The organism is Serratia sp. GW822-FHT06E05 (genome assembly GCF_058799445.1).
This window is the reverse complement of sequence record NZ_JBXALM010000001.1, coordinates 1,355,752-1,380,001: the sequence shown is the minus strand read 5'-3', so window position 1 is coordinate 1,380,001 and position 24,250 is coordinate 1,355,752. Positions and strand designations below refer to the sequence as shown.

24 protein-coding genes are annotated in these 24,250 nt (G+C 57.0%); 15 read left to right on the top strand and 9 right to left on the bottom strand.

Annotation, left to right across the window (positions count from 1 at the left end):
• Positions 1-97: 97 nt before the first annotated feature.
• From AC1RKC_RS06480 to AC1RKC_RS06470, 3 genes are all read left to right on the top strand, one after another.
• Positions 98-1,594, top strand: coding sequence for an MFS transporter (locus AC1RKC_RS06480; protein WP_243404610.1), 1,497 nt, complete (start codon positions 98-100; stop codon positions 1,592-1,594).
• A gap of 122 nt (positions 1,595-1,716) precedes the next feature.
• A complete protein-coding gene (locus AC1RKC_RS06475; protein WP_048761487.1) occupies positions 1,717-2,286 on the top strand; it encodes a helix-turn-helix domain-containing protein in 570 nt (189 codons plus the stop codon).
• 2 nt (positions 2,287-2,288) lie between these two features.
• Positions 2,289-2,813 carry a GNAT family N-acetyltransferase gene (locus tag AC1RKC_RS06470; RefSeq protein WP_020825882.1) on the top strand — a complete coding sequence of 175 codons (525 nt, stop codon included), beginning with the start codon at positions 2,289-2,291 and terminating at the stop codon, positions 2,811-2,813.
• 98 nt (positions 2,814-2,911) lie between these two features.
• Here the strand turns inward: AC1RKC_RS06470 and AC1RKC_RS06465 are convergent, their stop codons facing one another.
• The 3 genes from AC1RKC_RS06465 to ompC form a co-directional block, all read right to left on the bottom strand.
• A complete protein-coding gene (locus AC1RKC_RS06465; protein WP_391581065.1) occupies positions 2,912-3,730 on the bottom strand; it encodes a 5'-nucleotidase, lipoprotein e(P4) family in 819 nt (272 codons plus the stop codon).
• A gap of 33 nt (positions 3,731-3,763) precedes the next feature.
• Positions 3,764-4,612 carry a GNAT family N-acetyltransferase gene (locus AC1RKC_RS06460; protein WP_130015985.1) on the bottom strand — a complete coding sequence of 283 codons (849 nt, stop codon included), beginning with the start codon at positions 4,610-4,612 and terminating at the stop codon, positions 3,764-3,766.
• Between the two features lie 209 nt (positions 4,613-4,821).
• Complete coding sequence (gene ompC / locus AC1RKC_RS06455; RefSeq protein ID WP_046374141.1) at positions 4,822-5,919, bottom strand: porin OmpC; 1,098 nt, start codon at positions 5,917-5,919, stop codon at positions 4,822-4,824.
• A gap of 380 nt (positions 5,920-6,299) precedes the next feature.
• On the opposite strand from ompC, the gene AC1RKC_RS06450 reads away from it, so the two are divergent.
• From AC1RKC_RS06450 to dinG, 3 genes are all read left to right on the top strand, one after another.
• A complete protein-coding gene (locus tag AC1RKC_RS06450; RefSeq protein ID WP_020825886.1) occupies positions 6,300-6,617 on the top strand; it encodes a carboxymuconolactone decarboxylase family protein in 318 nt (105 codons plus the stop codon).
• Positions 6,618-6,621: 4 nt separating this feature from the next.
• Positions 6,622-7,008, top strand: a complete 387-nt coding sequence (locus AC1RKC_RS06445) for a tautomerase family protein (RefSeq protein WP_201895590.1) — start codon at positions 6,622-6,624, stop codon at positions 7,006-7,008.
• 62 nt (positions 7,009-7,070) lie between these two features.
• Positions 7,071-9,269, top strand: coding sequence for an ATP-dependent DNA helicase DinG (gene dinG, locus AC1RKC_RS06440; RefSeq protein ID WP_256813879.1), 2,199 nt, complete (start codon positions 7,071-7,073; stop codon positions 9,267-9,269).
• Here the strand turns inward: dinG and AC1RKC_RS06435 are convergent, their stop codons facing one another.
• Positions 9,270-9,704, bottom strand: a complete 435-nt coding sequence (locus AC1RKC_RS06435; protein WP_020825889.1) for an Lrp/AsnC family transcriptional regulator — start codon at positions 9,702-9,704, stop codon at positions 9,270-9,272.
• 136 nt (positions 9,705-9,840) lie between these two features.
• Between AC1RKC_RS06435 and AC1RKC_RS06430 the strand changes: the two genes are divergently transcribed.
• The gene (locus AC1RKC_RS06430; RefSeq protein ID WP_046374138.1) at positions 9,841-10,755 is read left to right on the top strand and encodes a DMT family transporter; all 915 of its coding nucleotides are present in this window, start codon (positions 9,841-9,843) and stop codon (positions 10,753-10,755) included.
• Here AC1RKC_RS06430 and AC1RKC_RS06425 read toward each other — a convergent pair.
• Positions 10,714-12,066 carry an MFS transporter gene (locus tag AC1RKC_RS06425; RefSeq protein WP_493091825.1) on the bottom strand — a complete coding sequence of 451 codons (1,353 nt, stop codon included), beginning with the start codon at positions 12,064-12,066 and terminating at the stop codon, positions 10,714-10,716. The genes AC1RKC_RS06430 and AC1RKC_RS06425 overlap by 42 nt on opposite strands.
• A 113-nt stretch (positions 12,067-12,179) precedes the next feature.
• Here AC1RKC_RS06425 and AC1RKC_RS06420 point away from each other — a divergent pair, with 113 nt between their 5' ends.
• The gene (locus AC1RKC_RS06420; protein WP_493091827.1) at positions 12,180-13,094 is read left to right on the top strand and encodes a LysR family transcriptional regulator; all 915 of its coding nucleotides are present in this window, start codon (positions 12,180-12,182) and stop codon (positions 13,092-13,094) included.
• A 73-nt stretch (positions 13,095-13,167) separates the two neighbouring features.
• Positions 13,168-13,797 carry a LysE family translocator gene (locus AC1RKC_RS06415; protein ID WP_493091828.1) on the top strand — a complete coding sequence of 210 codons (630 nt, stop codon included), beginning with the start codon at positions 13,168-13,170 and terminating at the stop codon, positions 13,795-13,797.
• Between the two features lie 2 nt (positions 13,798-13,799).
• Here the strand turns inward: AC1RKC_RS06415 and AC1RKC_RS06410 are convergent, their stop codons facing one another.
• On the bottom strand, positions 13,800-14,636 hold the full coding sequence (locus AC1RKC_RS06410) for a helix-turn-helix transcriptional regulator (RefSeq protein ID WP_020825894.1): 837 nt from the start codon (positions 14,634-14,636) through the stop codon (positions 13,800-13,802).
• A 100-nt stretch (positions 14,637-14,736) separates the two neighbouring features.
• On the opposite strand from AC1RKC_RS06410, the gene AC1RKC_RS06405 reads away from it, so the two are divergent.
• From AC1RKC_RS06405 to AC1RKC_RS06390, 4 genes are read left to right on the top strand one after another with little or no spacing between them, the layout of a single operon-like run.
• Positions 14,737-16,161, top strand: a complete 1,425-nt coding sequence (locus AC1RKC_RS06405; protein WP_258090000.1) for an MFS transporter — start codon at positions 14,737-14,739, stop codon at positions 16,159-16,161.
• 60 nt (positions 16,162-16,221) lie between these two features.
• Positions 16,222-16,854, top strand: a complete 633-nt coding sequence (locus AC1RKC_RS06400) for an FMN-binding negative transcriptional regulator (protein WP_258089999.1) — start codon at positions 16,222-16,224, stop codon at positions 16,852-16,854.
• A gap of 40 nt (positions 16,855-16,894) precedes the next feature.
• The gene (gene ybiB, locus AC1RKC_RS06395) at positions 16,895-17,854 is read left to right on the top strand and encodes a DNA-binding protein YbiB (protein WP_392456893.1); all 960 of its coding nucleotides are present in this window, start codon (positions 16,895-16,897) and stop codon (positions 17,852-17,854) included.
• A 49-nt stretch (positions 17,855-17,903) separates the two neighbouring features.
• Positions 17,904-19,760: a M3 family metallopeptidase gene (locus tag AC1RKC_RS06390; RefSeq protein WP_493091830.1), complete on the top strand. Its 1,857-nt coding sequence runs from the start codon at positions 17,904-17,906 to the stop codon at positions 19,758-19,760.
• Between the two features lie 62 nt (positions 19,761-19,822).
• Here the strand turns inward: AC1RKC_RS06390 and bhsA are convergent, their stop codons facing one another.
• Positions 19,823-20,083: a multiple stress resistance protein BhsA gene (gene bhsA / locus AC1RKC_RS06385; RefSeq protein ID WP_020825899.1), complete on the bottom strand. Its 261-nt coding sequence runs from the start codon at positions 20,081-20,083 to the stop codon at positions 19,823-19,825.
• Between the two features lie 165 nt (positions 20,084-20,248).
• The gene (locus AC1RKC_RS06380; RefSeq protein ID WP_256813884.1) at positions 20,249-20,887 is read right to left on the bottom strand and encodes a flavin reductase family protein; all 639 of its coding nucleotides are present in this window, start codon (positions 20,885-20,887) and stop codon (positions 20,249-20,251) included.
• Between the two features lie 119 nt (positions 20,888-21,006).
• On the opposite strand from AC1RKC_RS06380, the gene rlmF reads away from it, so the two are divergent.
• Both rlmF and AC1RKC_RS06370 read left to right on the top strand, forming a co-directional pair.
• Complete coding sequence (gene rlmF, locus AC1RKC_RS06375; RefSeq protein WP_020825901.1) at positions 21,007-21,972, top strand: 23S rRNA (adenine(1618)-N(6))-methyltransferase RlmF; 966 nt, start codon at positions 21,007-21,009, stop codon at positions 21,970-21,972.
• 305 nt (positions 21,973-22,277) lie between these two features.
• Positions 22,278-23,582 (top strand): methyl-accepting chemotaxis protein, encoded by a 1,305-nt coding sequence (locus tag AC1RKC_RS06370; RefSeq protein ID WP_493091832.1) that lies wholly within the window; start codon positions 22,278-22,280, stop codon positions 23,580-23,582.
• Between the two features lie 69 nt (positions 23,583-23,651).
• Here AC1RKC_RS06370 and AC1RKC_RS06365 read toward each other — a convergent pair whose 3' ends face one another.
• Positions 23,652-23,933 carry a FaeA/PapI family transcriptional regulator gene (locus tag AC1RKC_RS06365; protein WP_071888871.1) on the bottom strand — a complete coding sequence of 94 codons (282 nt, stop codon included), beginning with the start codon at positions 23,931-23,933 and terminating at the stop codon, positions 23,652-23,654.
• Positions 23,934-24,250: the final 317 nt, after the last annotated feature.

Below are 24,250 nucleotides of genomic sequence, written 5' to 3'. Positions count from 1 at the left end.
CGCCTCGCCCTACCATTATTCCAAGTTAACTCTTGTTAAATTTAACGCAATATCACTATTAACTCAATGCCCTTCCTCTGAAAACAGGACGACAACCGTGATAACCAACGATGATAGCCGCTGGGCCGACTTATTCTCTGGCAAAAATGGCGCCAGTGCGATCGCGCTCTCACTCGGCGTAGCGCTGCATGCGATCAATATTCTGGTCGCCACCACCATTCTGCCCTCGGTGGTGCAGGATATTGGCGGCCTGAATCTGTATGCCTGGAACACCACGCTGTTTGTGGTGGCGTCGATTCTCGGATCGGCGTTATCTGCACGTCTGCTCAGTGGTTACGGTGCACGCAGTGCCTATCTGGTGGCGTCGCTGTTCTTTATTGCCGGGGCAATGCTGTGTGCATTGGCGCCGTCGATGCCGGTGATGCTGATAGGTCGCACCGTGCAGGGGTTCGGCGGCGGGCTGATTTTCGCGCTTTCGTACGCCATGATCAACCTGGTGTTTGAGCAAAGACTTTGGCCGCGGGCAATGGCGCTGATTTCGGCGATGTGGGGTATTGCTACGCTGGTGGGACCGGCGGTGGGCGGCATTTTCGCCGAACTGAACGCCTGGCGCTGGGCCTTTGGAATCCTGTTGCCAATCATGGTGTTGTACGCCGGGTTCACCTTCCTGATCCTGCCGAAAGGCAAACCGCAACAGCAGGCAGCGCCGCTGCCGGTAGCCCAGCTGTTGCTGCTGGCGGTGGCGGTGCTGGTGGTATCCGCCGGCAGCCTGGCCGACAGCGCCTGGGTCAATTTTGGCGGTATTGCATTGGCTGTGCTGATGATGGTTTGGCTGATTCGCCGTGAAGCGCACTCCCGCGCCCGTCTACTACCTCAAGGCGCTTTACGCCGCGGTTCCCCTCTGGCTTCGCTGTATATCACCGTCTCCCTGCTGGTTGTGGGCATGACCAGCGAAATCTTCGTGCCTTATTTCCTGCAAACGCTGCACGGGCAGTCACCGCTGATTTCCGGCTATATCGCAGCCACCATGGCGGCGGGCTGGACGCTGTCGGAGATCCTCAGTTCGGGCTGGCGCAGTGCGGGTATGCGCCGGGCCATTATCAGCGGGCCGCTGTTTGTGTTTGTCGGGCTATTGGCCCTGGGCGTATTGATGCCAACGCCTTCCGGAGGTCATTGGTCGGCACTGACGCCGATTGTCATCGCTCTGACAGTGGTGGGGTTTGGTATCGGTTTTGGCTGGCCACATCTGCTGACGCGTATTCTGCAAGTCTCGCCAGAGGCGGATAAGGATATTGCCGGCGCGTCGATCACTACGGTGCAACTGTTTGCCACCGCGTTCGGTGCCGCGTTGGCGGGGATGGTCGCCAACCTGGCCGGACTGAACGTGCCGGGTGGGGCACCGGGTGCCGCCTCCGCCGCGCGCTGGCTGTTCCTGCTGTTTGCCTTGGCGCCGCTGCTGGCGGTTTTTAGCGCCTGGCGCTGTGCGGCGATTACTCCACCTGTTGTGGCAACCAGCGATGCCGAAATTGCGCTGGCATCGCCGGGGTTGTCGCTCTCTGTCACCCCTGTGAGCGAATGCGTTCGTCCTGAATAAGGCGGGTGCCGCCTGCTGGTTTTTATAACTTCGCAGGGTTTACTTTAAAATCTGATTGACGAATCCCGTATTTGAGATTATTTCTCTCATATGGGATTTTTCATATCAGGGCTATAGAGATCATGGATAACGGAGTGGACAGCGCCGACCTTCGCTTGGCGCAACGGCTGTCTGATTTACGCCAGCAGCAGGGCTGGTCGCTGGAAGCGTTGGCGCAGCAAACCGGCATCAGCCGGGCAACGCTATCGCGGGTTGAGCGTGCGGAAACCAGCCCGACCGCCTCGTTGTTGAACAAACTGTGCGCGGCATATGGGCTGACCATGTCACGGCTGCTGAGCGAGGTTGAGGACGAACCGCCAGAGTTGCTGCATCGCGAACAGCAGACGGTGTGGGTTGATCGCGCCAGCGGTTTTCATCGTCGTTCGGTATCGCCGCCAGCCGCCCTCTATAAGGCGGAATTTATTGAGGGCACGCTGGAGGCCGGCGCGGTGATCGCTTATGACGCCCCTTCGATACACGCGCTTGAACACCATTTATGGCTGCTGGAAGGCCGGCTTGAATTGACGCTGGAGGCGCGAACTTTTCAGCTAGAACCGGGCGATTGCCTGCGTTACCGCTTATTCGGCGCTTCAAAATTTCATGCACCCGGCCCCGAGCCGGCCCATTACACCCTCGTTATCTGCAGGCCATAATCATGATTGAGATACAGCAATTGAACGTCGATGCGGTACAGAGTGCGATCCCTGAACTGGCGGCGATGCTGCATGCCAGCGTCTCGCAGGGGGCGAGCATCGGTTTTGTCATGCCGTTTAGCCTTGAGCAGGCGCAGGCGTTCTGGCACCGTCTGTTGCCGGCTATTGAACGGAAGGAAAGGCTGCTGCTGGTGGCCCGAGATCGAGATGCCGGAAGGGTGGTCGGTACGGTGCAACTGCTGCTGGATATGCCTGATAACGGCCGCCACCGGGCGGAGGTGGTGAAGCTGATGGTGCACCCGGATGCTCGCCGTCAGGGCATTGCCCGCAGCCTGATGTTGCAGGTGCAACAGCTGGCGGTTGAGCATCAACGGCATTTACTGGTGCTGGATACCCTGACCGGCGACACGGCGGAAGGCCTGTACCGTCGGCTGGGCTTTCAACTGGCGGGCAGCATTCCGCAATACGCACGCGCCAGCAATGGCGGTGCGCTGGATGCCACCAGTTATATGTATAAATTGCTCTGACTACCCCGTCGTTTTTCAAGCGTTATCGCCTAAGGGGGCGAACGTATCGCCCCCTTAATCAGAATGCAGCCAGCGCCGTCCCTGCAAGGCTTGGGAGGTTACTGTCCGTTCCAGGCCTTGATTGCCTGTTGGCGAATCTGTAGCTTTTGCTCTGGCGTCAGCTTGTTATAGTCCTTCGCCATGCCGCTTTCCCAATCGCCGTACAACGGGTTGGGCAACACGATAAACTCGGTGCCGAATTTGCTTTGGTTGTCGGCGACGAACGCCCGCCGCTGCGCGTTATCTTTGTGGTAGGTCGCGGCGCCGAAGTCGTTCAGGTTGTCACCGGCGTAAACCACGATGTCGTAACCGGCGTTCTTGATTGCGTCGAAACGCGCCTGCTTGTTGGAGGTATCACCGCTTAACAGCACGGTTTTTTCCGACATGCCGGTGAAGCCCAATTTTTGCATATTGGCCAGCGTGGCGGCGTATTCAGACTGTTTGCGGTTGGAGACGTAAAACATGGTGCCCTGATGGCTGTTGACGTAGCGGGCAAACTGCACGGCACCTGGCACCGCGCCGGCCTGTTGCGCCTGTGACCACTTCGCCCAGGTGGTAGCGGCGAACGGTTGGCCCTGCTGCGCCTGCCAGCCGGAATAAGGGCTGTTGTCCAGCATGGTTTCGTCCAAATCGACCACCACGGCCTTCTTCTTGCCCGGCGCGGCCTTGGCCTGATCAAAGGCCAGCCTGGCGCTGTTGAAGGCCTGATGCGTCAGGGCCTGATATTCGCCGGATTGCTGGAACCAGTTCAGCGCCAGCACGGATTGCTCAGCCAACTGCTGTTGGGCCTGCCGATCGGTTTTTGCTGGCTGCACGCAGCCGGTCAGGGTCACCAGCGCAATGCCGATCGCCGCGCCGAGGGCCATTTTCTGTCTCATTATTCCTGCCATAAATAAATCACTCTCTGATTGTTATTGTGGTGTGTTCAAGGTCATCGTCATTTCAAACTGGCGCAAGGCGTCCTGCTGCCAGCCGAGTCGGTCGAAGAAGGGGGCGGCCACTTCAGGAACGTAAACGTTGGCTACCAGTGGTAGCGGCGCAAACTTCGCCTGTAATGCAGCCAGCATGGTACGGGCATGGCCCTGGCTGCGGTGCTGCGGCGGCACGTAGATCATGCGCAAAAAGCACTTGTCGGCGCCCAACTGCACCACCGCATAGGCCTGGTGGCCAAGGCTGAAAGCATGGGGTTTGCCGGGTAGCTTGAACAACGTCTCCGGCGCGATCAGCCAGGGCAGGTCGGTGGCACCCTCGGCAATCAGGCGGTGAGAGACGAACAGTGGGTCGATCTCTTGTAACTGCGCAACTTCGGCAAGTACCGGCGTAGCGGCCAGATGCCCGGTCAGCGTGCGGACGATTTGCAACCCGGCCCGATGGTAGAGCGCCAACGCGGCCTCGTTCCCCTCAATCACTTCCAATGACAGTTGACGATCGCCGCGCTGATGCGCGTCGGCGACAATGCGCTTCATCAAGGCTTTTCCCAAGCCTTTGCCGCGCATTTCCGGACGGATGGAGAGTGCCGATATCCGGCTGTGCAGGCCCCGGCGGCTGATCAGCGCCAGCGCTACCGGTTGTTGCTGGTGGGTAACGATAATACTGTCGTTCAGGCTGAGGTCTTCGGCACCAAAACGGCGGGCGAAGGTATCACCGTCAATCACGAAACGTACAATATAGTTTTCAAAACAATGACAAAGGATCTGCGCCAGCTCGTCGCTGCTGTAGCGCAGGGCGCTTTGGTACTCGAAGTTTTCATCGGTGTGCATGAGCTTTCCCTGTCTAAGGCGGAAGCTATACATCTAGACCCGATTGTTTTATAAGGCAAGTTTCCGCGTGCGGTTACGGGATATGCAGCGGTAAATGAGGCAGGAACAGGCGATAAAAGCACAAATGAAAAAACCGGGCGTTGCCGCCCGGCGAAGTAACTCTGGGTATAAAGTGAAGCTAAGGTTTGCAGTGGTGGTTATTCATCACATCAGAACTGGTAGGTCAGGGCGACGGCAATCACGTTGTCGTCTTTCAGACCCAGCTTGTTATCGCTGTCGAGTTGGTTGATTTTATAATCGACATAGGTCGACATGTTCTTGTTGAAATAGTAGTAGGCGCCAACGTCGATATATTTCACCAGGTCGGCGTCGCCGATGCCTTCAATATCTTTGCCTTTCTGCTGAACATAACCCAGCGATGGACGCAGACCGAAGTCGAACTGATATTGCGCAACCAATTCCAGACCTTCCGCCTTATTGGCAAAGCCGCTTACGGAAGTGGAATTATTATTGATAGTGGCGGTGCCGGAGATTGGCGCGATATTACGGCTTTGCGAATAGGTTGCTGCCAGGTAAACATCGTTGTTGTCGTATTTCAGGCCGCCGGCCCAAATATCAGCTTTGTCGCCCTTACCGAAGGTACCCGCTTTTTGCCCGGCAGTACGGTTGGAAGAGGCATAGGCGGCACCCACGCTCAGGCCGTCGATGATTTCATAGCTGGAAGACAGACCCCAACCGTCGCCGTTCGCCTTGCTGTTGGAACGGCCGTCGTTTTCGTTCTTGCCCTGGTACTGTACCGCGAACTTCAGACCTTCGACCAGGCCGAAGAAGTCATTGTTACGGTAGGTTGCCACGCCGTTGGTACGACCATTCATAAAGTTGTCGGTTTTGACGTAGGCGTCATCACCGAACTCAGGCAGCATATCCGTCCAGGCGCCGACGTCATAGATAATGCCGTAGTTGCGGCCGTAGTCGAATGAACCGATATCTTTATATTTCAGACCGGCGAAGCCCAAACGGGTTTTGGTATCTTTTGTGCCGTCAGATTCAGAGTGGTTGGCTGCTATTTGATATTCCCACTGGCCATAGCCAGTCAGCATATCGTTAATTTGAGTAGCGCCTTTAAAACCGATACGCACATAGGTTTTATCGCCATCATTACCGGCATCGTCAGAGAAATAGTGCAGTGCTTTTACGCGGCCGTAAAAATCAAGTTTGTTGCCGTCTTTATTGTAGATTTCTGCTGCCTGTGCTGTCTGCGCAATTAAAAGTGCCGGAATAATAACGGCCAGAAGATTACGTTTCATGATTTACCCTGCTTTATTCGATTGAAAGACGCTTATCATCAGTAGTACTGCTGTTTCACTGTGCCGCCTGTTTGTTTGCAGCGAGGATTTTTTACCGTAGTTATGTGATCTATTTATGACAAAATATTCATTTCCATGTCGAACGATTAAAAATCTCGCGGAAAGCGTCTGTTTCTTCTACGGGCATCCAGAATTCCCCGTGATGCCCATCAGGTCGCTGCCAAAAATCATGCGTGAGATTTATACGTTGACGACTTCATTCAGCGCATCAGGAGGGCTTATTGTCCTGTTTATGTGAATGATTGATGCTGAAAATCCCGATTTTCAGCCATGCAGGTTGAGGGTAGCGTAAAGCTTCCCTTAAGCAGCAGGAGTGCAAGATGCAACCTTCCCAACAGGCTGGACAGCAGGCGTTTGGCGACATTGCCCCCAAGTTGGCGCAGCTCAGCGACAGCGTATTATTCGACGATGTATGGCAGCGACCGGGGCTCACGCCGCGCGAGCGCAGTCTGATCACCGTGGCGGCGCTGGTGGCGCTCAACCGCGTGGAGCAGATGCCGTTTCATCTGCAACTGGCCGAACGCAATGGCGTGAGCGTTGAACAGCTCGCCGAGGCGATCACTCATCTGGCGTTTTATGCCGGTTGGCCAGCGGCGGCCTCTGCCGTGGCACGCCTGCGCGAATTGAAACAGGAGTAGTCCCATGCCATTCAGCCGTATCGCTTTGCATCAGGGCAAGTCAGCGCAATACCTGAAAACCTTATCTGACAGCCTGCACCAGGCGCTGGTCGAGACTTTTAGCGTGCCGCCGGCCGACAAGTTTCAGGTCATTGATCAATACCGCCCCGGCGAGCTGATTTACGATCCCCATTATCTCGGCGGCCCACGTTCGGCGGATTATGTGCTGTTTTACATCACCATTGGCCGTCCGCGCGATACCGCCACCAAACAGCGTTTTTATCAGCGGTTGGCGGCGTTGCTGGAAGAAAACCTGCAGTTGAGCCCGCAGGATGTGATGGTAGTGATTACCACCACCCAACAGGACGAGTGGTCGTTCAGTGCGGGTCGCGCTTCAATGATCGAAGGCTAGGCTGACGCAGCCGACGGTCTGTGGGACAATAGCGCCATCATTTCGTTGAGATACAGAGTTGAATGGCGCTCTCCCCCGCAGTTAAAGATCAGATTGGCCAGTGGTACAAAGCCCTGCAGCAACAAATACCGGATTTTATTTCCCGTGCACCGCAACGGCAGATGATCGCCGAAGTCGCGAAAACCCTGGCCGGAGATTATCCGCGCCACCTGGCGATTGAGGCGCCGACCGGCGTGGGCAAAACCCTGTCGTACCTGATCCCAGGGATCGCCGTAGGCCGCGCGGAGAGCAAACCCCTGGTGGTCAGTACCGCCAACGTGGCGCTGCAGGATCAGATCTACAGCAAGGATTTGCCGTTGCTGAAGAAGATCATTCCCGATCTGAAATTCACTGGTGCCTTTGGCCGCGGGCGCTATGTTTGCCCGCGTAATCTGGCGGCATTGAGCACCGACGTCAGCGAGCAGGGCGATCTGACGCTGTTCCTGGATGACGAACTGGCCCCTTCCAGCGGGGAAGAGCAGGCGCTGTGCCAGAAACTGAGCAAAGCGCTCAGCCGCCATGAGTGGGACGGGTTGCGCGATCATTATCAGCTGACGATCGACGATCCGCTGTGGATTAAGCTCAGCACCGACAAGGCCAACTGCCTGGGGCGCAACTGCCACTACATCCGCGAATGCCCGTTTTATCTCGCCCGTAAAGAGATTGAAACCGCCGACGTGGTGGTGGCTAACCATGCTCTGGTGATGGCGGCGTTGGAAACGGAATCGGTACTGCCCAACCCGAAAGAGCTGTTGCTGGTGCTGGACGAAGGCCATCACCTGCCGGAAGTGGCGCGTGACGCGCTAGAGATTGACGGTGAAATCACCGCGCTGTCGACCAATTTGCAACTGGACATGATCGTGCGTCAGGTTGAACAGTGCATGACGCAATATCGCCCGAAAAGCCCACCGGGGCTGACCAACGACGAACGTTTGAAAAATCACTGCGAAGAGATGCGTGAGCTGATCCAGATTTTCGAGCATCAGGTCAGCGCCTATCTGCCGACCGACACCGTGATTGCCGAACACCGGTTTGAAATGGGCGAACTGCCTGCGGCGATGGTGGAAACCAGCGCACGCTTGTTCAAGCTGACTGACGCGTTGCGTGGGGTGGCGGAATTTATCCTCAACGATCTCAGCGAGCAAACCGGTAAGCACGACATTGTGCGACTGCACCGTTCAATCATTCAGATGAGCCGCACCCTGGGTTATCTGGAGGCGATGAGCAAACTGTGGCGGCTGGCGGCGCTGGACAAGTCTTCCAATGCGCCGATCTCCAAATGGGTCACGCGCGATTTGCGCGATAACGTGACGCACCTGTATTTGCACTGCGTAGGCATTCGCGTGAGCGACCAGCTCGAAAAGCTGTTGTGGCGCAAGGTGCCGCATGTGGTCGTCACCTCGGCGACTCTGCGTTCATTGAACAGCTTTGCGCGCCTGCAGGAAATGAGCGGGCTGAGCGAGAAGGCCGGCGATCGTTTCGAAACCCTGTCTTCGCCGTTTAACCACGTTGAGCAGGGCAAGATTGTCATCCCGAACATGCGTTTCGAACCGGCGATGGCCAACGAAGCTGAGCATCTGGAAGAGATGGCGCGCTTTTTCCGCGCCGAGCAGGCCAGCGGCAAACACAAGGGCATGCTGATCCTGTTCAGCAGTCATCGGGCGATGCAGACCTTCCTCAGCTACGTGACCGATTTGCGCCTGATGCTGTTGGTACAGGGTGATCAACCGCGTTATCGCTTGGTGGAAGAGCACCGCAAGCGGGTCGAAAAAGGCACTGCCAGCGTGCTGATCGGCCTGCAGTCGTTTGCTGAAGGGTTGGATCTGAAAGGGGAATTGCTGACCCAGGTGCATATTCACAAGATCGCCTTCCCGCCGATCGACAGCCCGGTGATCCTGACCGAAGGCGAGTGGCTGAAGTCGCTGAAGCGTTATCCCTTCGAGGTACAAAGCCTGCCGAGCGCTTCGTTCAACCTGATCCAGCAGGTGGGCCGACTGATCCGCAGCAACGAATGCCACGGCGAGATCGTGATTTACGATCGCCGCCTGCTGACCAAAAGCTATGGCTCGCGCCTGCTGGCGGCATTGCCGGTGTTCCCCATCGAACAGCGTGAGGTGCCTGAAGCCGACAAGGCACACCAGGCAGCGCTTAAATCCGCCGCCGAAGCGGAGAAAAAGAGCAAGAAGCGCAAGAGCCCGTTCGCCCGCAAACGTACCCGTTAATCACAGCATTGGCGGCAGGCGGCGTTTCACCGGCGTTGTTTTGACGATGGAGGTATTGCTCTGTGCGCGCTCGGCCAGCCGATCGAGGATCTGGTCGAGTTGCTCCATCGAATGTGCCACCAGGCGCACGATAAAGCAGTCTTCGCCGGTCACCTTGTCACACTCAACCACCTCCGGGATCTCCTGAATCATTTGCTCGACCTTTTTCAGCATGCCCGGCAGCGGTTTGATGCGCACCAGCGACTGAAAAGCGTAGCCCAACGCCTGCAAATTGACGTTCAGGGTGTAGCCCTGGATCACGCCGCTCTCCTCCAGCCGCCGCAGCCGCTCCGAGGTACTGGGTGATGACAACCCGACGCTGGCGCTGAGGGTTTTCAGCGATACCCGCGCATCCTCTGCCAGCAGGTTCAGGATTTGACGATCGATAGCATCCATAGGCTCTCCATTAGGTTTTTTTCAATTCATGCCTTAATTAAAAAGGAATTTAAGCATTATTGCCTTTTTTATGCCATGGAAACCGCTGCAGGAAAGCCGCAAGCTAAGTGCATAGGCTTACTGTGAGGAAACCAAGATGAATGCAGAGATAAAACGCGGCTCGCTGGAGATGATCGCCGCGATGCTGATTTCCGGTACCATCGGCTGGTTTGTGCTGATGTCCGGCCAGCCGGTGATCAACGTGGTGTTCTGGCGCTGTGCGGTAGGGGCGCTGGTGCTGCTAGCCATTTGTGCTGCGCTGGGGCAGCTGCGGCGCGACAGCCTGACGCGTACTACGTTGTTGGTGGCAATCGCCGGCGGCGTAGCGCTGGTGGTCAATTGGCTGTTGTTGTTTGCTGCCTATTCCTATGCGTCGATCTCCATCGCGACGGCGGTGTATAACACGCAGCCGTTCATGCTGGTGGCGCTGGGGGCGCTGTTTCTCGGCGAGAAGCTGACCCTGCGTAAGCTGTTTTGGTTGGTATTGGCGTTTATCGGCATGACGCTGGTGGTGTTGGCGCAACCCAAACAGGCCGGTGGACAGAACAACTACCTGATGGGCATTTTGTTGTCGCTGGGCGCGGCATTTTTTTACGCGCTGATGGCGCTGGCCGCCAAACGGCTGAAAGGGACGCCACCGCATCTGATCGCCTTGATCCAGGTAACGGTCGGCGCGCTGATGCTGTTGCCGATGGTAGATTTCCACGCGCGGGCCAATGCCGGACAGTGGGGCATGCTGGTGACGGTGGGTGTATTGCACACCGGGATCATGTATGTGTTGCTGTATGGCGCGATCCAAAAGTTGCCGACCAACCTGACAGGTTCGCTGTCGTTTATTTATCCGATCGCCGCCATGCTGGTGGATCGCCTGGCGTTCGGTCACCGATTGGTGGCGCTGCAGTTTGCCGGCGCTGCCCTCATTTTGCTGGCGGCGGCAGGCATGAACCTGCTGGGGGAGCGCCGTGTTCGGCTAGCGGCTGCGCCAGGCGGCAAGCAGGCCCCCGAACAATGACAGCGCCAACAGCAACAACATCACCGGCGTGTAGCCGTAGCTCGGGTAAATCAGGGTCGCCACCGCCAGGCCAACGGCGCCGCCGAGATTGTGCAGTGTCCAGGTGATGCCTAACGCGCCGCCGCTTTGCGATTCGTTGACGCTGTTGAGCGTCGCCAACACCAGCGGGCCGAGAATGCAGCCCCAGCCCAGCCCCATCAGGGCGAAGGCACCGAGCAGCAGCGGCAGCGGGCTGTCGACGTTAAACCGGCTTTGCAGGGCCGCGGAGCCGGCAAGGGCGGCAAAACCGAGGATCAACGCCGCGCGTGGGCCGGATTTATCCACCCATCTGCCGACCCAGGGCGAGAGGGCTGCCATCACCGCGGTGGTTGGCAGCAACAACAGTCCCAGCATCGTTCCCTGGTAGTGGCGGGTGTTCTCCAGGTAAATCGGCATCAAAAAGAAAGCGGCGCAGTAGAAAAAGGCCAATAGCACGCTCATCAGGCAAACGCGCAAAAAGGCGGGACGCCGCAGCAAAACCAGCGGTACCAGCGGCGAATGTGCCCGTCGTTCAACCGGCAGTAGCAGGCCGAGCGCGGCGAGCGCCAGTGCAGCCGTTAACCCGGTTTTTGCGCTCAGCCATCCCCATTGGCTGCCCTGACTGATGGCCAGCAGCAGCCCGGCAACGCCGATCACCAACAGCAATAAACCGGGGATATCCAGCCTGCTGCCTTGTTGGGCGCGAGACTCTCGAACGGTTTCCAGGCAGAAGGCGAAACTCAGCGCAATCAGCGGCACGTTCAACAGAAACACCCAGCGCCAGCCCAGGGAACCGACCAACAGGCCACCGGCCACCGGGCCGATCGCCAGACCCAGGCCGTTGACCGCCAGCAAAATGCCGATTGCACGACCGCGCTGCTGCGGCGGCCAGGCATCGGCGACAATGGCCGTAGTAGCGGTGTACAGTACCGCGCAGGCGGCGCCCTGCACAAAACGCCAGACGTTGAGCAGCTCAATACTGCCTGAGAGCCCGGCGCCCAACGACGCGGCGGCGAACGTCAGCATTCCGCAGTACAACACCCGACGACGGCCATACAGATCCGCCAGCCGCCCGGCGCTGACCATAAAGGCGCACAGTGCCATCACGAACAACGTCATCACCCATTGTACGCTGCTCAGGCTGGCGGCCAGCTCACGCTGGATCGCAGGGATGGTGGTATTGACGATGGTGAAATCGATACAGCCCAAAAAGCTGGCGATACTGATGCCAATCAGCAGACGCCATAGTTGGGGGGGGCCGCTGTCGGTCAGAATTTCACTGCGTTCGCTCATAGGGGTTTCCTGGCAGAGAAAGAGTGCGTTCAGTTTACTCAGCGAAGGCGGTAGCCAGTGGCGTTGTTTCATCGTTTAATAGGCGAATTAATATCGCCAATAGGGCAGGTATCATGATTTCCAGCGAACGATTACATGCAATCCGCGCCTTTGTGCAGGCGGTGCAGGCCGGTGGTTTTAGCCGTGCCGCCGAGCAACTGGGCCTTTCGCGTTCAACGGTGGGTAAAGCCGTGGCTCGGCTGGAACAGCGGCTGCAGGTGCGGTTGTTCCAACGCACCACGCGCAGCCTGTCGCTGACCGATGAAGGGCAGTTGTTCTATGACGATTGCCTGAAGGCGCTGGCGGCACTGGAAGCGGCGGAAAATCAGCTGGCGGTTCGGGCCCAAACGCCGGAGGGACGACTGCGGGTATCGCTGCCGGTGCTGTTCGGCCAAAAGTGGGTGATGCCGCCGCTGCTGGCATTGGCGGACCGTTACCCGAAATTGCACATTGAAGCGTTGTTTTCCAACCGTGCGGCAGATTTGGCGGAAGAGGGGATCGATTTGGCAGTGCGTATCGGTTCGCCGGGTGATGCTGCGGCCATCACCGCCCGGCAACTGGGTGAGCAGCGGCAAATACTCTGTGCTGAACCGGGTTATCTGACACGACAGGGGGAACCGAGCACGCTAGCAGAACTGTCGCAGCATCAGGCGATTGGCTTACTGCGTGATGGGCGTAGCCAGCCGTGGCATTTGCTGGATGAGCAGGGTAAAGCTCAGCGGCTGTCGCCACCGGCCCGTTTAAGATTGGGCAATATGGAGGCGGTGCTGGGGGCTGCCTGCGCCGGTCAGGGGGTTGCCATGCTGCCGCGTTGGCTGGCGCATGATGCGCTGAGGGCCGGGACGTTGCGTGAGGTTTTACCCGGCAGCTGCGGTGCGGGGCTGGCGATTAACGTGGTCTGGCTAAAAGGGACCGGCATGCCGTTACGGGTGAGGGTCGCCATTGATGCCCTGCTGGCGGCCTTCACTCCCCAAGCGCCGTGGCAATGATTTGGCGCTGGTAAACGCCGGTGGCGCGGCTATGATAAAGTCTGCTTCCCACCATGCTGCGTACGGGTGAATTATGATCGATGCTTCCACCATTTTGCTGTTTTCCGGGGCCTGTCTGGCGCTGACGGTGACCCCTGGTCCGGATATGTTGCTGATTGCCTCGCGCAGCGTTAGCCAGGGGCGCCGTGCCGGTTTCGCGTCACTGGCGGGGATCCAACTGGGTACCTATTGCCACGCGCTGGCGGCGGCGTTAGGCTTGTCGCAACTGTTTGTCACTGTCCCGCTGGCCTATGATGCGGTGCGTATGTTAGGCGCTGCTTATTTACTGTATCTGGCGTGGAAAACGCTGCGATCCGGCAGCAGTTTGCAGGCTTCTGCGGGATTGGCGGCGGTACCGGCTGCACGCATTTTCCGGCAGGGATTATTCACCAACATTCTTAACCCAAAAATGGCGCTGTTCGTTTTAGCGCTGTTCCCACAGTTTATCGATCCACACGCCGGTTCGCTGGTGGTACAAATGCTGTTGCTGGCGACGGTGTTAAATCTGGTGGGGTTGGTGATTAACGGTGGGTTGATCCTGGCGGTCAGCGGCATGAAAAACCGTTTTGTCGGCCGCCGTTTCAGTGCGCGCTGGCCGAATTACCTGTTGAGCGGCGTGTTCGCCGGGCTGGCCTACAAGCTGATTTTTGACAGCCGCAAATAGCCTTACTCCTGCAAGGATGCTTCAAAAGCCGCGCTGGCCGGGCATTGCGGTAGCGCGCTGTACATCACCAGCCGCAAATGATTTTCTTCATCGACAATAAACGACGCATGTTCGAAGGTTACCTGGCCGGCGCCCGGCACAATGAACGTGCGTTCTCCCTGGCAGCGACCGTGAATGTCATGCTGTTGCCACAGCTGACGGAACTGAGGCGAAACCTGCTCCAGCGCCTGCACCCGCTGTTGCATGGTGGCGTCTTGTGGCGCACGCGCATAGTCGCGGCGGAAGCTGGCGAGGATTTGCGGTGCCTGCGCTTGCCATTCCACCAGCCGTTGATTGAGTTGAGGATCGGCAAACAGCATCCAAAGCATATTGCGCTGATCCGCCGGGCGATCGCCAATCGCGAATAGCCGTTCCGCCGCCGGGTTCCAGGCGATGATGTCCCAGCTCAGATTCATCACGTAAGCCGGGCGCAGTTGCAGATCGTCCAGCAAGCGGCGCACCAGCGGTGAAACCTGACACCACTGATGACCGACCGGTACCGGCGGGCGTTGATGCGCCAGCAAAAACAGATGGTAGCGCCCGGTCGCATCCAGCTTTAATACCCGCGCCAGATTTTCCAGAAAATCGACCGAAACGTTGATTTCCCGCCCCTGTTCCAGCCAGGTGTACCAGGTCAATCCTACGCCTGCCAACGCGGCGACCTCTTCGCGCCTCAACCCCGGCGTACGGCGACGCGTGCCGCTCGGTAAGCCGACGGCCTGCGGTGACAGCTTCTCGCGTTTTTGACGCAGGAAATCCGCCAGATCCTGACGGGTTCGGTTGAGGGTACGCGGTGGCATAGAGGCCTTCCTGTTGCTGTTAGTAATAGTATAACTGGCTATATAGTAACAGTTTATGACATGTTCCATACTGCCGCCATCGTAATCTTTGGAGGCACGTATGGAACAGTCATTAGCACAAGGCGATCGTCGTCTGGTGGGGTTACCGGTGTTGCTGTTGGGCGGTTTTGTGACGGTGTTTGACCTGTTTGTGGTGAACGTCGCGGCGCCGGTGATCCAGCAGCAGTTCGCGGCCAGTTTCGCTGGCGTGGGGTTGATCATTGCCGGTTATGAGTTGGCATTCGGCGTGTTGTTGATTGCCGGTGGACGTCTGGGCGATCGCTTCGGGCGACAGCGTATGTTTAGCCTCGGCATGCTGGGGTTTTCGCTGACGTCGGCGCTGTGCGGTATGGCTACGTCACTGAGTATGCTGATCGTTGCGCGTTTTCTTCAGGGGGCCGCCGCGGCTCTGCTGTTTCCGCAGATATATGCGTTGATGCGCGTATTGTACAACCCACATCAGCGGCGGCGCGCCTTTGCCTGGCTGGGGATGACGCTGGGGCTGGCGGCGATTTTCGGCCAGATATTCGGCGGGTTTATTATTGAAGCCGATGTTTTCGGCAGCGGCTGGCGTATGATTTTTCTGATCAATCTGCCGATTGGCGTATTGGCAATCGTGGCGGCGCGTCGCATTCCCGAGTCACGTCTTGAACAAGCACAGCGGCTGGACGGCATGGGCTTGCTGTTGGCGGCGACCGGTTTGCTGTTGCTGCTAGTGCCCTTGTTGGAAGGGCCATCGCGCAGCTGGCCCTGGTGGGTATTACCGGCGTTGGCTTGCGGAATTGGCATGCTGTGGGCTTTTATTCGCTGGGAGCGGTGTCTGGCGCAGCGTTCTGGGGATGCGGTCCTGGATCCTGCGCTGTTGCGGCAGGGCAGTTTTGCCCCTGGGGTGGGCGTGGTGCTGGCGATTTACTCGACCGCCTCTTCGTTCTTTCTGTGTTTTGCCCTGCTGCTGCAAGCGGGAATAGGCCTGACGCCGTTTCAGGCCGGTAGCCTGTTTGCCCCCGCCAGCGCGGCATTTATGCTGGCCTCGTTCCTGGCACCGGGGCTGGTGCAACGCTGGGGGAACGGCGTGCTGGCGCTTGGCGTCGCAGTCTATGCCGCCGGAATGGCGCTGTTGGTGGTGGAGGTGCTGTCGGGCGCGGCATTGGTACAGCCGTTGTGGTTATTGCCGGGGCTGGTGATCCTGGGCTTCGGCCAGGCGCTGAGCATGACGCCGTTGCTTAATTTGGTGCTCGGGCTGGCGAAAGAGCATCAGGCCGGCATGGCCGCCGGGGTGATTTCGACCGTGCAGCAGGTGGGCGGGGCGTTGGGGATTGCCGCCAGCGGCGCGTTTTTTGTTCCCCTGTTGGCGGGCGGTGCTGGCGCAGAACGTTACGGACAGGCGTTTGCCGGCGCGATGGTTTACAACCTGCTGGCGATGGCCGTTGCCTTCGGCTTGCTGAGGTGGATCATCCAAAAACAACGCAAACTGGCCCTTCAGTAAACCCATGGCGGGTGTTATTGCTATTTACCGCCAACCGTAAATTCCCAAGGAGCCAAGGTAATGTATCTGCCCGCCTCATTCCGTGAAGACCAACTGGACGCTCAAATTGCGCTGGTGCGCGCCAACCCGCTCGGCATGTTAATCAGCCAGGGGGAGCAGGGCCTGGTGGCGGATCCGCTGCCCTTTTTAATCGATGCCGATGAGCAGGGTAACGTCCTGCTGCGGGCGCATTTGTCCCGTGCCAATTCCCATTGGCGGCTGTTACAGGCCGCCAGTGAGTGCCTGGTGATTTTTCAGGGAAGAGACGGATATATTTCCCCTGGTTGGTATGAGACCAAACGGCGGAGCGGCAAAGTGGTACCCACCTGGAATTACAGCGTGGTACAGCTGTGCGGTACGCCACGGATCACGGACGATGCCCGCTGGCTGCGACAACAGCTGGAGGGTTTAACTGCGCTGCAGGAGGGGCGTCAACCTGAACCCTGGCGAATGGAAGATGCTCCGGCCCACTATATTGCCGCACAGATCCAGGGCATTGTCGGCATTGAGATAGTCGTAACCGAACGTTTGGGCAAATGGAAAATGAGCCAAAACCGCAGTGCCGAAGACGCTGATGGGGTGATCGCCGGGCTGCGAGCAGGCGATTCGGACCAGCAGCAACTGGCGGATGAGGTTGAGCGTCGACGCGGATAGGGTATGCTGATCCCAGATTGGATCAGGGGACAGCAGAACGATGGATTACACCAAAATTATCAAAGAAATCGGCCGTGGCAAAAACCATGCGCGCGATCTGGATCGGGAAACCGCTTTCCAGCTCTATCAAAAGATGCTGGCCGGTGAGGTGGGCGAGCTGGAGTTGGGCGGTATTCTGATCGCCCTGCGGATTAAAGGCGAAGCCGAAGAGGAAATGCTCGGTTTTTATCAGGCGATGCAGCAACAGGTGATGCGTCTGCAGGCGCCGCAGGGACGACCGATGCCGGTGGTGCTGCCAAGCTATAACGGAGCACGCAAGCAGGCGAATCTGACACCGTTGTTGGCGTTGTTGCTGACGCGCGTCGGGTTGCCGGTAGTGGTGCACGGCGTGCTGGACGACAGTACCCGGGTTACCAGCGCGGAAACTTTTCAGGCGCTGGGCCTGCCCTGGTCACAAGATGCTGCCCATGCCCAACGGCGTTTGGATAACGGCGAAACGGTGTTTATCCCGGTCTCGGCGCTGTCTGCCCCTTTGGATCTGCAACTTGGCCTGCGCTGGCGCATGGGGGTACGTAATAGCGCCCATACGCTGGCCAAACTGGCAACGCCGTTTGCTGGACAGGATGTGTTGCGCATTGCCAGCGTGTCGCATCCGGAATACGTCGGTCGGGTGGCTTCTTTCTTCCGTCAAATTGGCGCTCGTGGCTTGCTGATGCACGGCACTGAAGGGGAGGCGTACGCCAATCCTCAGCGCTGCCCGCAGATCCACTACATCGTTAACGGCGAGCAGCAAGTGTTGCTGGAGCGTCCGGAGCAGGAGCCCACGCCGGAGCTGCCGGCAGCCAAGGATGCAGAAACCACCGCTCGCTGGACTGAGCGTTGTCTGGCTGGGGACGTGGCGATCCCGCTGGCGATCCAACGCCAGATCGCCTGCTGCCTGTTGGCCGCCGGTGAAGTCGACACCCTGGAACAGGGACTTGAACGTTTACGCAGCGCGTAAAACCCTTGGCTATACTGGAATATTTCGCTAATCGGCTGAAAGGATGGTTATGCAACAGGCTCTCGATTACTTCAATCAATTGAATCAGGACTATCTTGAGGTGCACCGCACCAAAGAAGATTTGTTTTGGCAAAACTATATGGGCATTGGCGGTGAGGGCGTTTCGGCCCGCTTCTCGGAGGCGGAAAGCGCCTATAAACGTTTTATCGCCGAGCCGCGTCGGTTAGCGGAAATTCGTCAACTGTTGGCCGGGCTGGAGGCCCTGTCGCAGGATGCTCAGCGAGATGCGCTGCAGCACGGGCTGAACGGTTGGCTACGCTTTTTTGATTGCAACGCGATTGAAGATGCCGAGGCTCAAACGCTGTTGGATCAAATCATCAGCGCTGAGGCGGATCTTTATACCCGCCGCAAGGCTAACCCGGTCAGCCACTTGAATGCCGCCGGGCAGCGGGTAAATGCCTCGCTCGGCGAGCTGTTGACCAATCAGGCGACCAATGAAAATGAAGAGTATCGCCGCAGCTCGCAGAACGCGCTGCGTGAACTGGAGCAGTGGCTGTTGCATAACGGCCTGCCGGAGCTGATTAGCCTGCGAAACCGTTTTGCTCGCCAGATGGGCTTTCGTAACTATTTTGACTACAAGGTGAACAAAACCGAGCGTATGACGCCGGAACAGCTGTTCGCCATCCTTGATCGCTTCGAGCAGCAAACTCGCGAAGCCAACTCACGTAGCCTGCAGCAGTTGGCGGCGGAGAAGGGTGAACAGGCACTGGAACCCTGGAACGTACGTTTTGCCAGCGCCGGTGATGTGACCCGCCAACTGGATCCATACTTCCCGTTTGCCCAGTCGCTGGAGCGTTGGATCAACAGCTTTAAACGGCTGCATATCGGGTTTCGCGGTGCGCAGATGGATCTCGATCTGCTGGTGCGCGAGGGCAAGTATGAAAACGGGTTTATGCATGGGCCAGTGCCGCCGTTTATCCAGCAGGGAAAATGGCTACCGGCACGCATTAACTTTACCAGCCTGGCGCAGCCGGATCAGGTCGGCAGCGGGGCTCATGGTTTAAATACCTTGTTCCACGAAGGCGGTCACGCCGCGCACTTTGCCAATATCTGCCAGAATGCGCCCTGTTTTTCGCAGGAATTCCCCCCGACCTCGATGGCCTACGCCGAAACCCAGTCGATGTTCTGTGACAGCCTGCTGGACGACGCCGATTGGTTGAAACGCTATGCGAAAAACGCGGCGGGTGAGGCAGTGCCGGATACGTTGATTGAGGCCAGCATCGCTGCGCGTCAGCCGATGCGTGCGTTCAACGAACGTCATATTTTACTGGTGCCTTACTTTGAGTGGGCGTTGTATCAGTGGGATGACGAACAGCGCACGCCAGAAGCGATAACCGCACTGGCACGTGAAGTTGAGCAAAAAATATTGGGCATCAGCGGCAGCCCGCGGCCGACGCTGGCGATCCCGCATTTGTTGTCGCTGGAATCGGCCTGCTCATATCAGGGCTATCTGCTGGCGCTGATGGCGGTTGAGCAGACGCGACACTTCTTCTTGCAGCGCGACGGTTACCTTACCGATAACCCGGCAATTGGTCCGGATCTGGCGCGTCATTACTGGCTGCCGGGTAACGGTGTCAGCCACGACGACACGCTGCGTAGTTTGACCGGTGAAGGTTTCAATCCGGACTATCTGGCGCAGGCCTGTAATCAGACGGTGGCGCAGGCCTGGCAGGCTGCGCAGCAAACCATAGCGGCTGCGGTTGTCCGGCCACAGCCGGCGGCAGACTTCGATTTGGCGGCACATATCCGCGTGGTGGATGGCGATCGCGTGCTGGCCGATAACGCCGAAGGCGATGAAAAGATGTGCCGTGATTTCGCCGTGGCGATTAATGCCCGCCTGAATTAAATAGCCATAAAAAAGCCCGCCGATAGCGCGTATCGGCGGGCTTTTTCATTGTAATCCGTTAATTACTTGTAGATTACCGCGGTGCCGTGCATCAGGTTGTTGCCGCCAGCGGAGGTAATGGTGAAAGCTTTGGCACCGGCCGCATCGGCTTTGGCGGACAGTTGCGCTTTCAGGCTGCTCAGGTCGGTCGCGCCACTGGCAGAGATCACACCGGCCTTCTCAAACTGTGTGGCATCTTGTGCGCTGACGTAGTCGGCAGCAAAAGAAGTGAAAGAGACGGCGCTCAGAGCGATAGCAGCAGCAAAAGTTTTGATGTTTTTCATGATGGTCATTCCTGTCTGGTTTTTAAGGGAGAAAGGCGCTTGCCTTTCGATGGAGTGATTATTGCGCAGCGACAGGAAGGATGAAATCGGAGAGTATTGATAATATCGTTCAGTTTATTTGATTATTAATTAAGCCCTCCCTCCAGAGGAGGAAAGGGCCGTTTATTATCGTTTTTGCGCATCCGGGCGAACCAGATCGAAACGGTGTTGCTCCGAGATGCCATAGTAGGCCGTCGGCCCGCCGGCGCGCAGGATAGGTTCGGCAGCAGCGGTCTGATAAACGCCGTGTTGGTCCAGCAGTGACGAATCGATATGTACCGCGACCACTTCTCCCAGTACCAGCCAGGTATCTACCTTTTCCCCGGCGGCGCTTTGCAACTGAATGCACTGTGACAGGCGGCATTCAAAGTTCACCGGGCTTTCAGACACCCTTTCCGCTTTCACCCGACGGCTGGGCAGCGGTGTCACGCCGGCAAAGGCAAATTCATCTTCACCGCGGGCCAGGCTGGCCGAGCTGTTGTTCATGGCATCGGCCAGCGGGCGCGTCGCCAGATTCCAGACAAACTCCCCGGTTTCGACGATGTTTGCCACGCTGTCTTTCCAACCGCTGCTGGCGAAACCGATGATCGGCGGGCGGTAGTTGAAGCAGTTGAAAAAGCTGTAGGGGGCCAGATTGCGCTGGCCGCTCGCGCTGACCGATGAGATCCACCCGATGGGGCGTGGGCCGATGATGGCGTTCAGGGGATCGTGCGGCAGACCATGGCCTGTCGCGGGTTCGTAGTAATATCGGGACTGACTGCTCATAAGTGACCTGGGGTGGCTAAACAGAACTTTTATTCTGACGGGTTTCCCGTCGGCTGCAAGTTTGCCGCTGCTTTATGGTATCTTACGCGCCAGAAATACCTTTAAGAGAGCCCGTCACGGTGGAAAAAAAGAAAACCTTCCCGCAGCAGAAAAGCGGCCTGCACCCGCGTAACCGTCATCGCTCGCGCTATGATTTCCCGGCGCTGATCGCCAGTTGCCCTGCGCTGGAGCCGTTCGTCAAGCCGAATGCCTGGGGCGATATTTCGGTAGATTTTGCCGATCCGGCGGCGGTTAAAATGCTCAACCGTGCGTTGCTGCAACATTTTTATGGTATCGAACATTGGGATATTCCCGCCGATTATCTGTGTCCGCCGATCCCAGGGCGCGCCGACTATTTGCACCACCTGGCCGACTTGTTGGCGACCAGCAACGGCGGCGAGATACCGCGTGGTAAAGGCGTGGCGATCCTCGACGTAGGCATTGGCGCTAACTGCATTTACCCGATCGTCGGCCTGCGTGAATATGGCTGGCGCTTTACCGGTTCAGAGATCGACCCGGTGTCGCTCAATTCGGCCAAAATGATTGTCGAGATGAACCCGACACTGAGAAACAGCGTACGTTTACGTTTGCAAAAACAGCCTGAGTTTATCTTTAACGGCATCATTGGCGTGGCGGAGAAGTTCGACGCCACGTTGTGTAACCCACCGTTCCACGGTTCAGAGCAGGAAGCGCAGGCCAGTACCCGCCGCAAACTGCATAAGCTGGGCAAGGGTGAGGTGGCGGATAAGCCGGTACAGAACTTTGGCGGCAAAAATAACGAGCTGTGGTGCGAAGGCGGCGAAGAAGCCTTCGTGCGTAAAATGGTAGAGGAAAGCGTGAGTAAGGCGCAAAACTGCCTGTGGTTCACCTCGCTTATCTCCAAAAATACCACTTTGCCATCGATTTACCACGCGTTGAAGCTAGCCGGCGCCGCCGAAGTGCGCACCATTGAGATGGCGCAGGGGCAAAAGATCAGCCGTTTTGTAGCCTGGACCTTCCACGACGCGGAACAGCAGGCTGCCTGGGCGGCAGAACGCTGGCGTTAATTTCCCCTGGGTGCCGGTTATTTGACCGGCACCTATAAATCTTCGCGTTTCCCTTTCAATTTCCGCATGTTGCGTTATTCTCAATACGTCGTCCAATACTAAAAATCTTAAATAAGTTATTTATTCAAAACACAATAGTTACCTTACTTAATTGATATTTTAATCCGGTGAGTTTTATCTGCCAGGAGAATGAGGCCTGCCTGTTTCTCAGGGTGATGCACGTCTGCGTGTGGGCGCGGCGTGCAGAAAAAATAAAATGAAAAGCATTTGTCTGCTAAATCATCTGCCAGAAGGATTTTAACCCTATGCTGTTACAATTCAGTCAGTTAAACACCCACAGCCGTGCCGAGTTGAGCGCGATAGAAAATGCCGTTGCCATGATCGTATTTAAACCCGATGGCACCGTGCTGCGCGCTAACGATTTATTTCTAAAAACGATGGGATTTCAACGACAGGAAGTTATCGGCCAGCATCACCGCCTCTTTTGTTCCCCGGAATATGTCGTCAGCCCGGCATATCGCAAACACTGGGATATGTTAAATAACGGCAAGCCCATTACCGATAATATAAAACGCATTCGCAAAGACGGCGAGGCCGTGTGGCTGCAGGGCACCTATACCCCGGTGATGAATAAACAGGGGCGGGTGGTGGAGATCGTCAAGATCGCCAGCGTTGTGACGGAGCGCATCACCCAGGCGCAGGAGCATCAGAGCCTGCTGTCGGCGCTAAACCGTTCGATGGCAATGATCACCTTTGACGCGCAGGGCAAGATCCTTGCCGCCAACGACAATATGCTGAAATTGATGGGCTACCGAATTGAGGAGGCGCGGGGACAAGCGCATGCGGTGCTCTGCCCACCTGAGTTTTCCCATTCTGACGATTACCGCCAGCATTGGCGGCGTCTCGCACGCGGCGAGTTTATCACCGGGCGTTTTGAACGGGTGAACCGACGCGGAGAGCGGGTATGGCTGGAGGCCAGCTACAACCCGATTCTTGATGATGATGGGCAAGTGGTCAAAGTGGTGAAAATTGCTCAAGATATCACCCGGCAGATGATCCAACAGCAGCACGAAGAGGAAATGGTGCGTAATGCCCACCATTTATCACTGGATACTGACCGGACCGCTGCACAAGGGGCCGTGATCGTCCAGCAGGCGGTCGCAGGCATGCAACAGGTTGAAGCGGCCGCGCGCGATACTTCCGCGGTGGTCAGTGAGCTGGGCATTGGTTCACAGCAGATAGGCACTATGGTGGAGGCAATCCGTAAAATCGCCTCTCAAACCAACCTGTTGGCGATTAATGCCTCGATTGAGGCAGCGCATGCGGGTGAGCATGGGCGCGGATTTGCCGTTGTCGCTAATGAAGTACGTACTCTGGCGGAACAGTCTCGCCAGGCGGCGACTGAAATTGAACGTATCACCAAATCTATTCAGCAGGGAGTGGCGGCGGCCATAGCCGGCATGGCGGTCTGTGTGGAACAGGCTGGCGGTGGCGTAACCTTGACGCACGATGCCGGTGAAGTGATTAATCGGGTGAATATAGGTATGCAGGATGTGGTCAAACTGATGCAGACGTTTACTACGGTCAAGCAGGAGGAAACAACCCACTGAGGCCAATAGGCGCTAACCTGGGTGTCGGTTAGCGTCTCTTCTTTTCAATAGGGGCCGGTTTATTATTGGCTACTCGCTGGCCGGGTAACATGAATGATCCGTTATTCGCCATCTTAATGCGTTATTCACAGATCCTGACGTCGTTACCACTAAATTCTCTTCTGCCAGTTGTAATAAGAAATAGCGGGCCTGATAAATACCCAATTGACATTGATCGGCCACTTCTCGAGTGCTCAGCCATTTCTCCGGCGGTGTTTCCGGTGAGATGCACTTGACTGCGCAGAGCTCATATAAAGATTTCATGAGCTGTTTTTTTATTATTTTCTTCTTTTCTGTTTCACTGGATTTCATGCTTTGGTTTCCCTCTCTTCAGCAAAGAATAACTGGCTGCTCCCTATTATTCATCACAAAAAAATAGGTGTGTGATGTGCTTTACATAACGGGATTTGTACTGCCTTTCCCGGTTTGGTGTGGGACCTATGTGTTACGACAATTGCAGCATTATATCGAAAAAATATTATTTTAAGATATAAAATAACGCCATGCTTTGACATTTGGTTTTTTTTTGTGAAAAGCTGGGTTTTTTAGGCATAAAGATCGTGAAACCTTTCTTTGTAATACAAGAGTGGATAAATCTGGCGTAATTAAATCATGTTGGAAATTTTATT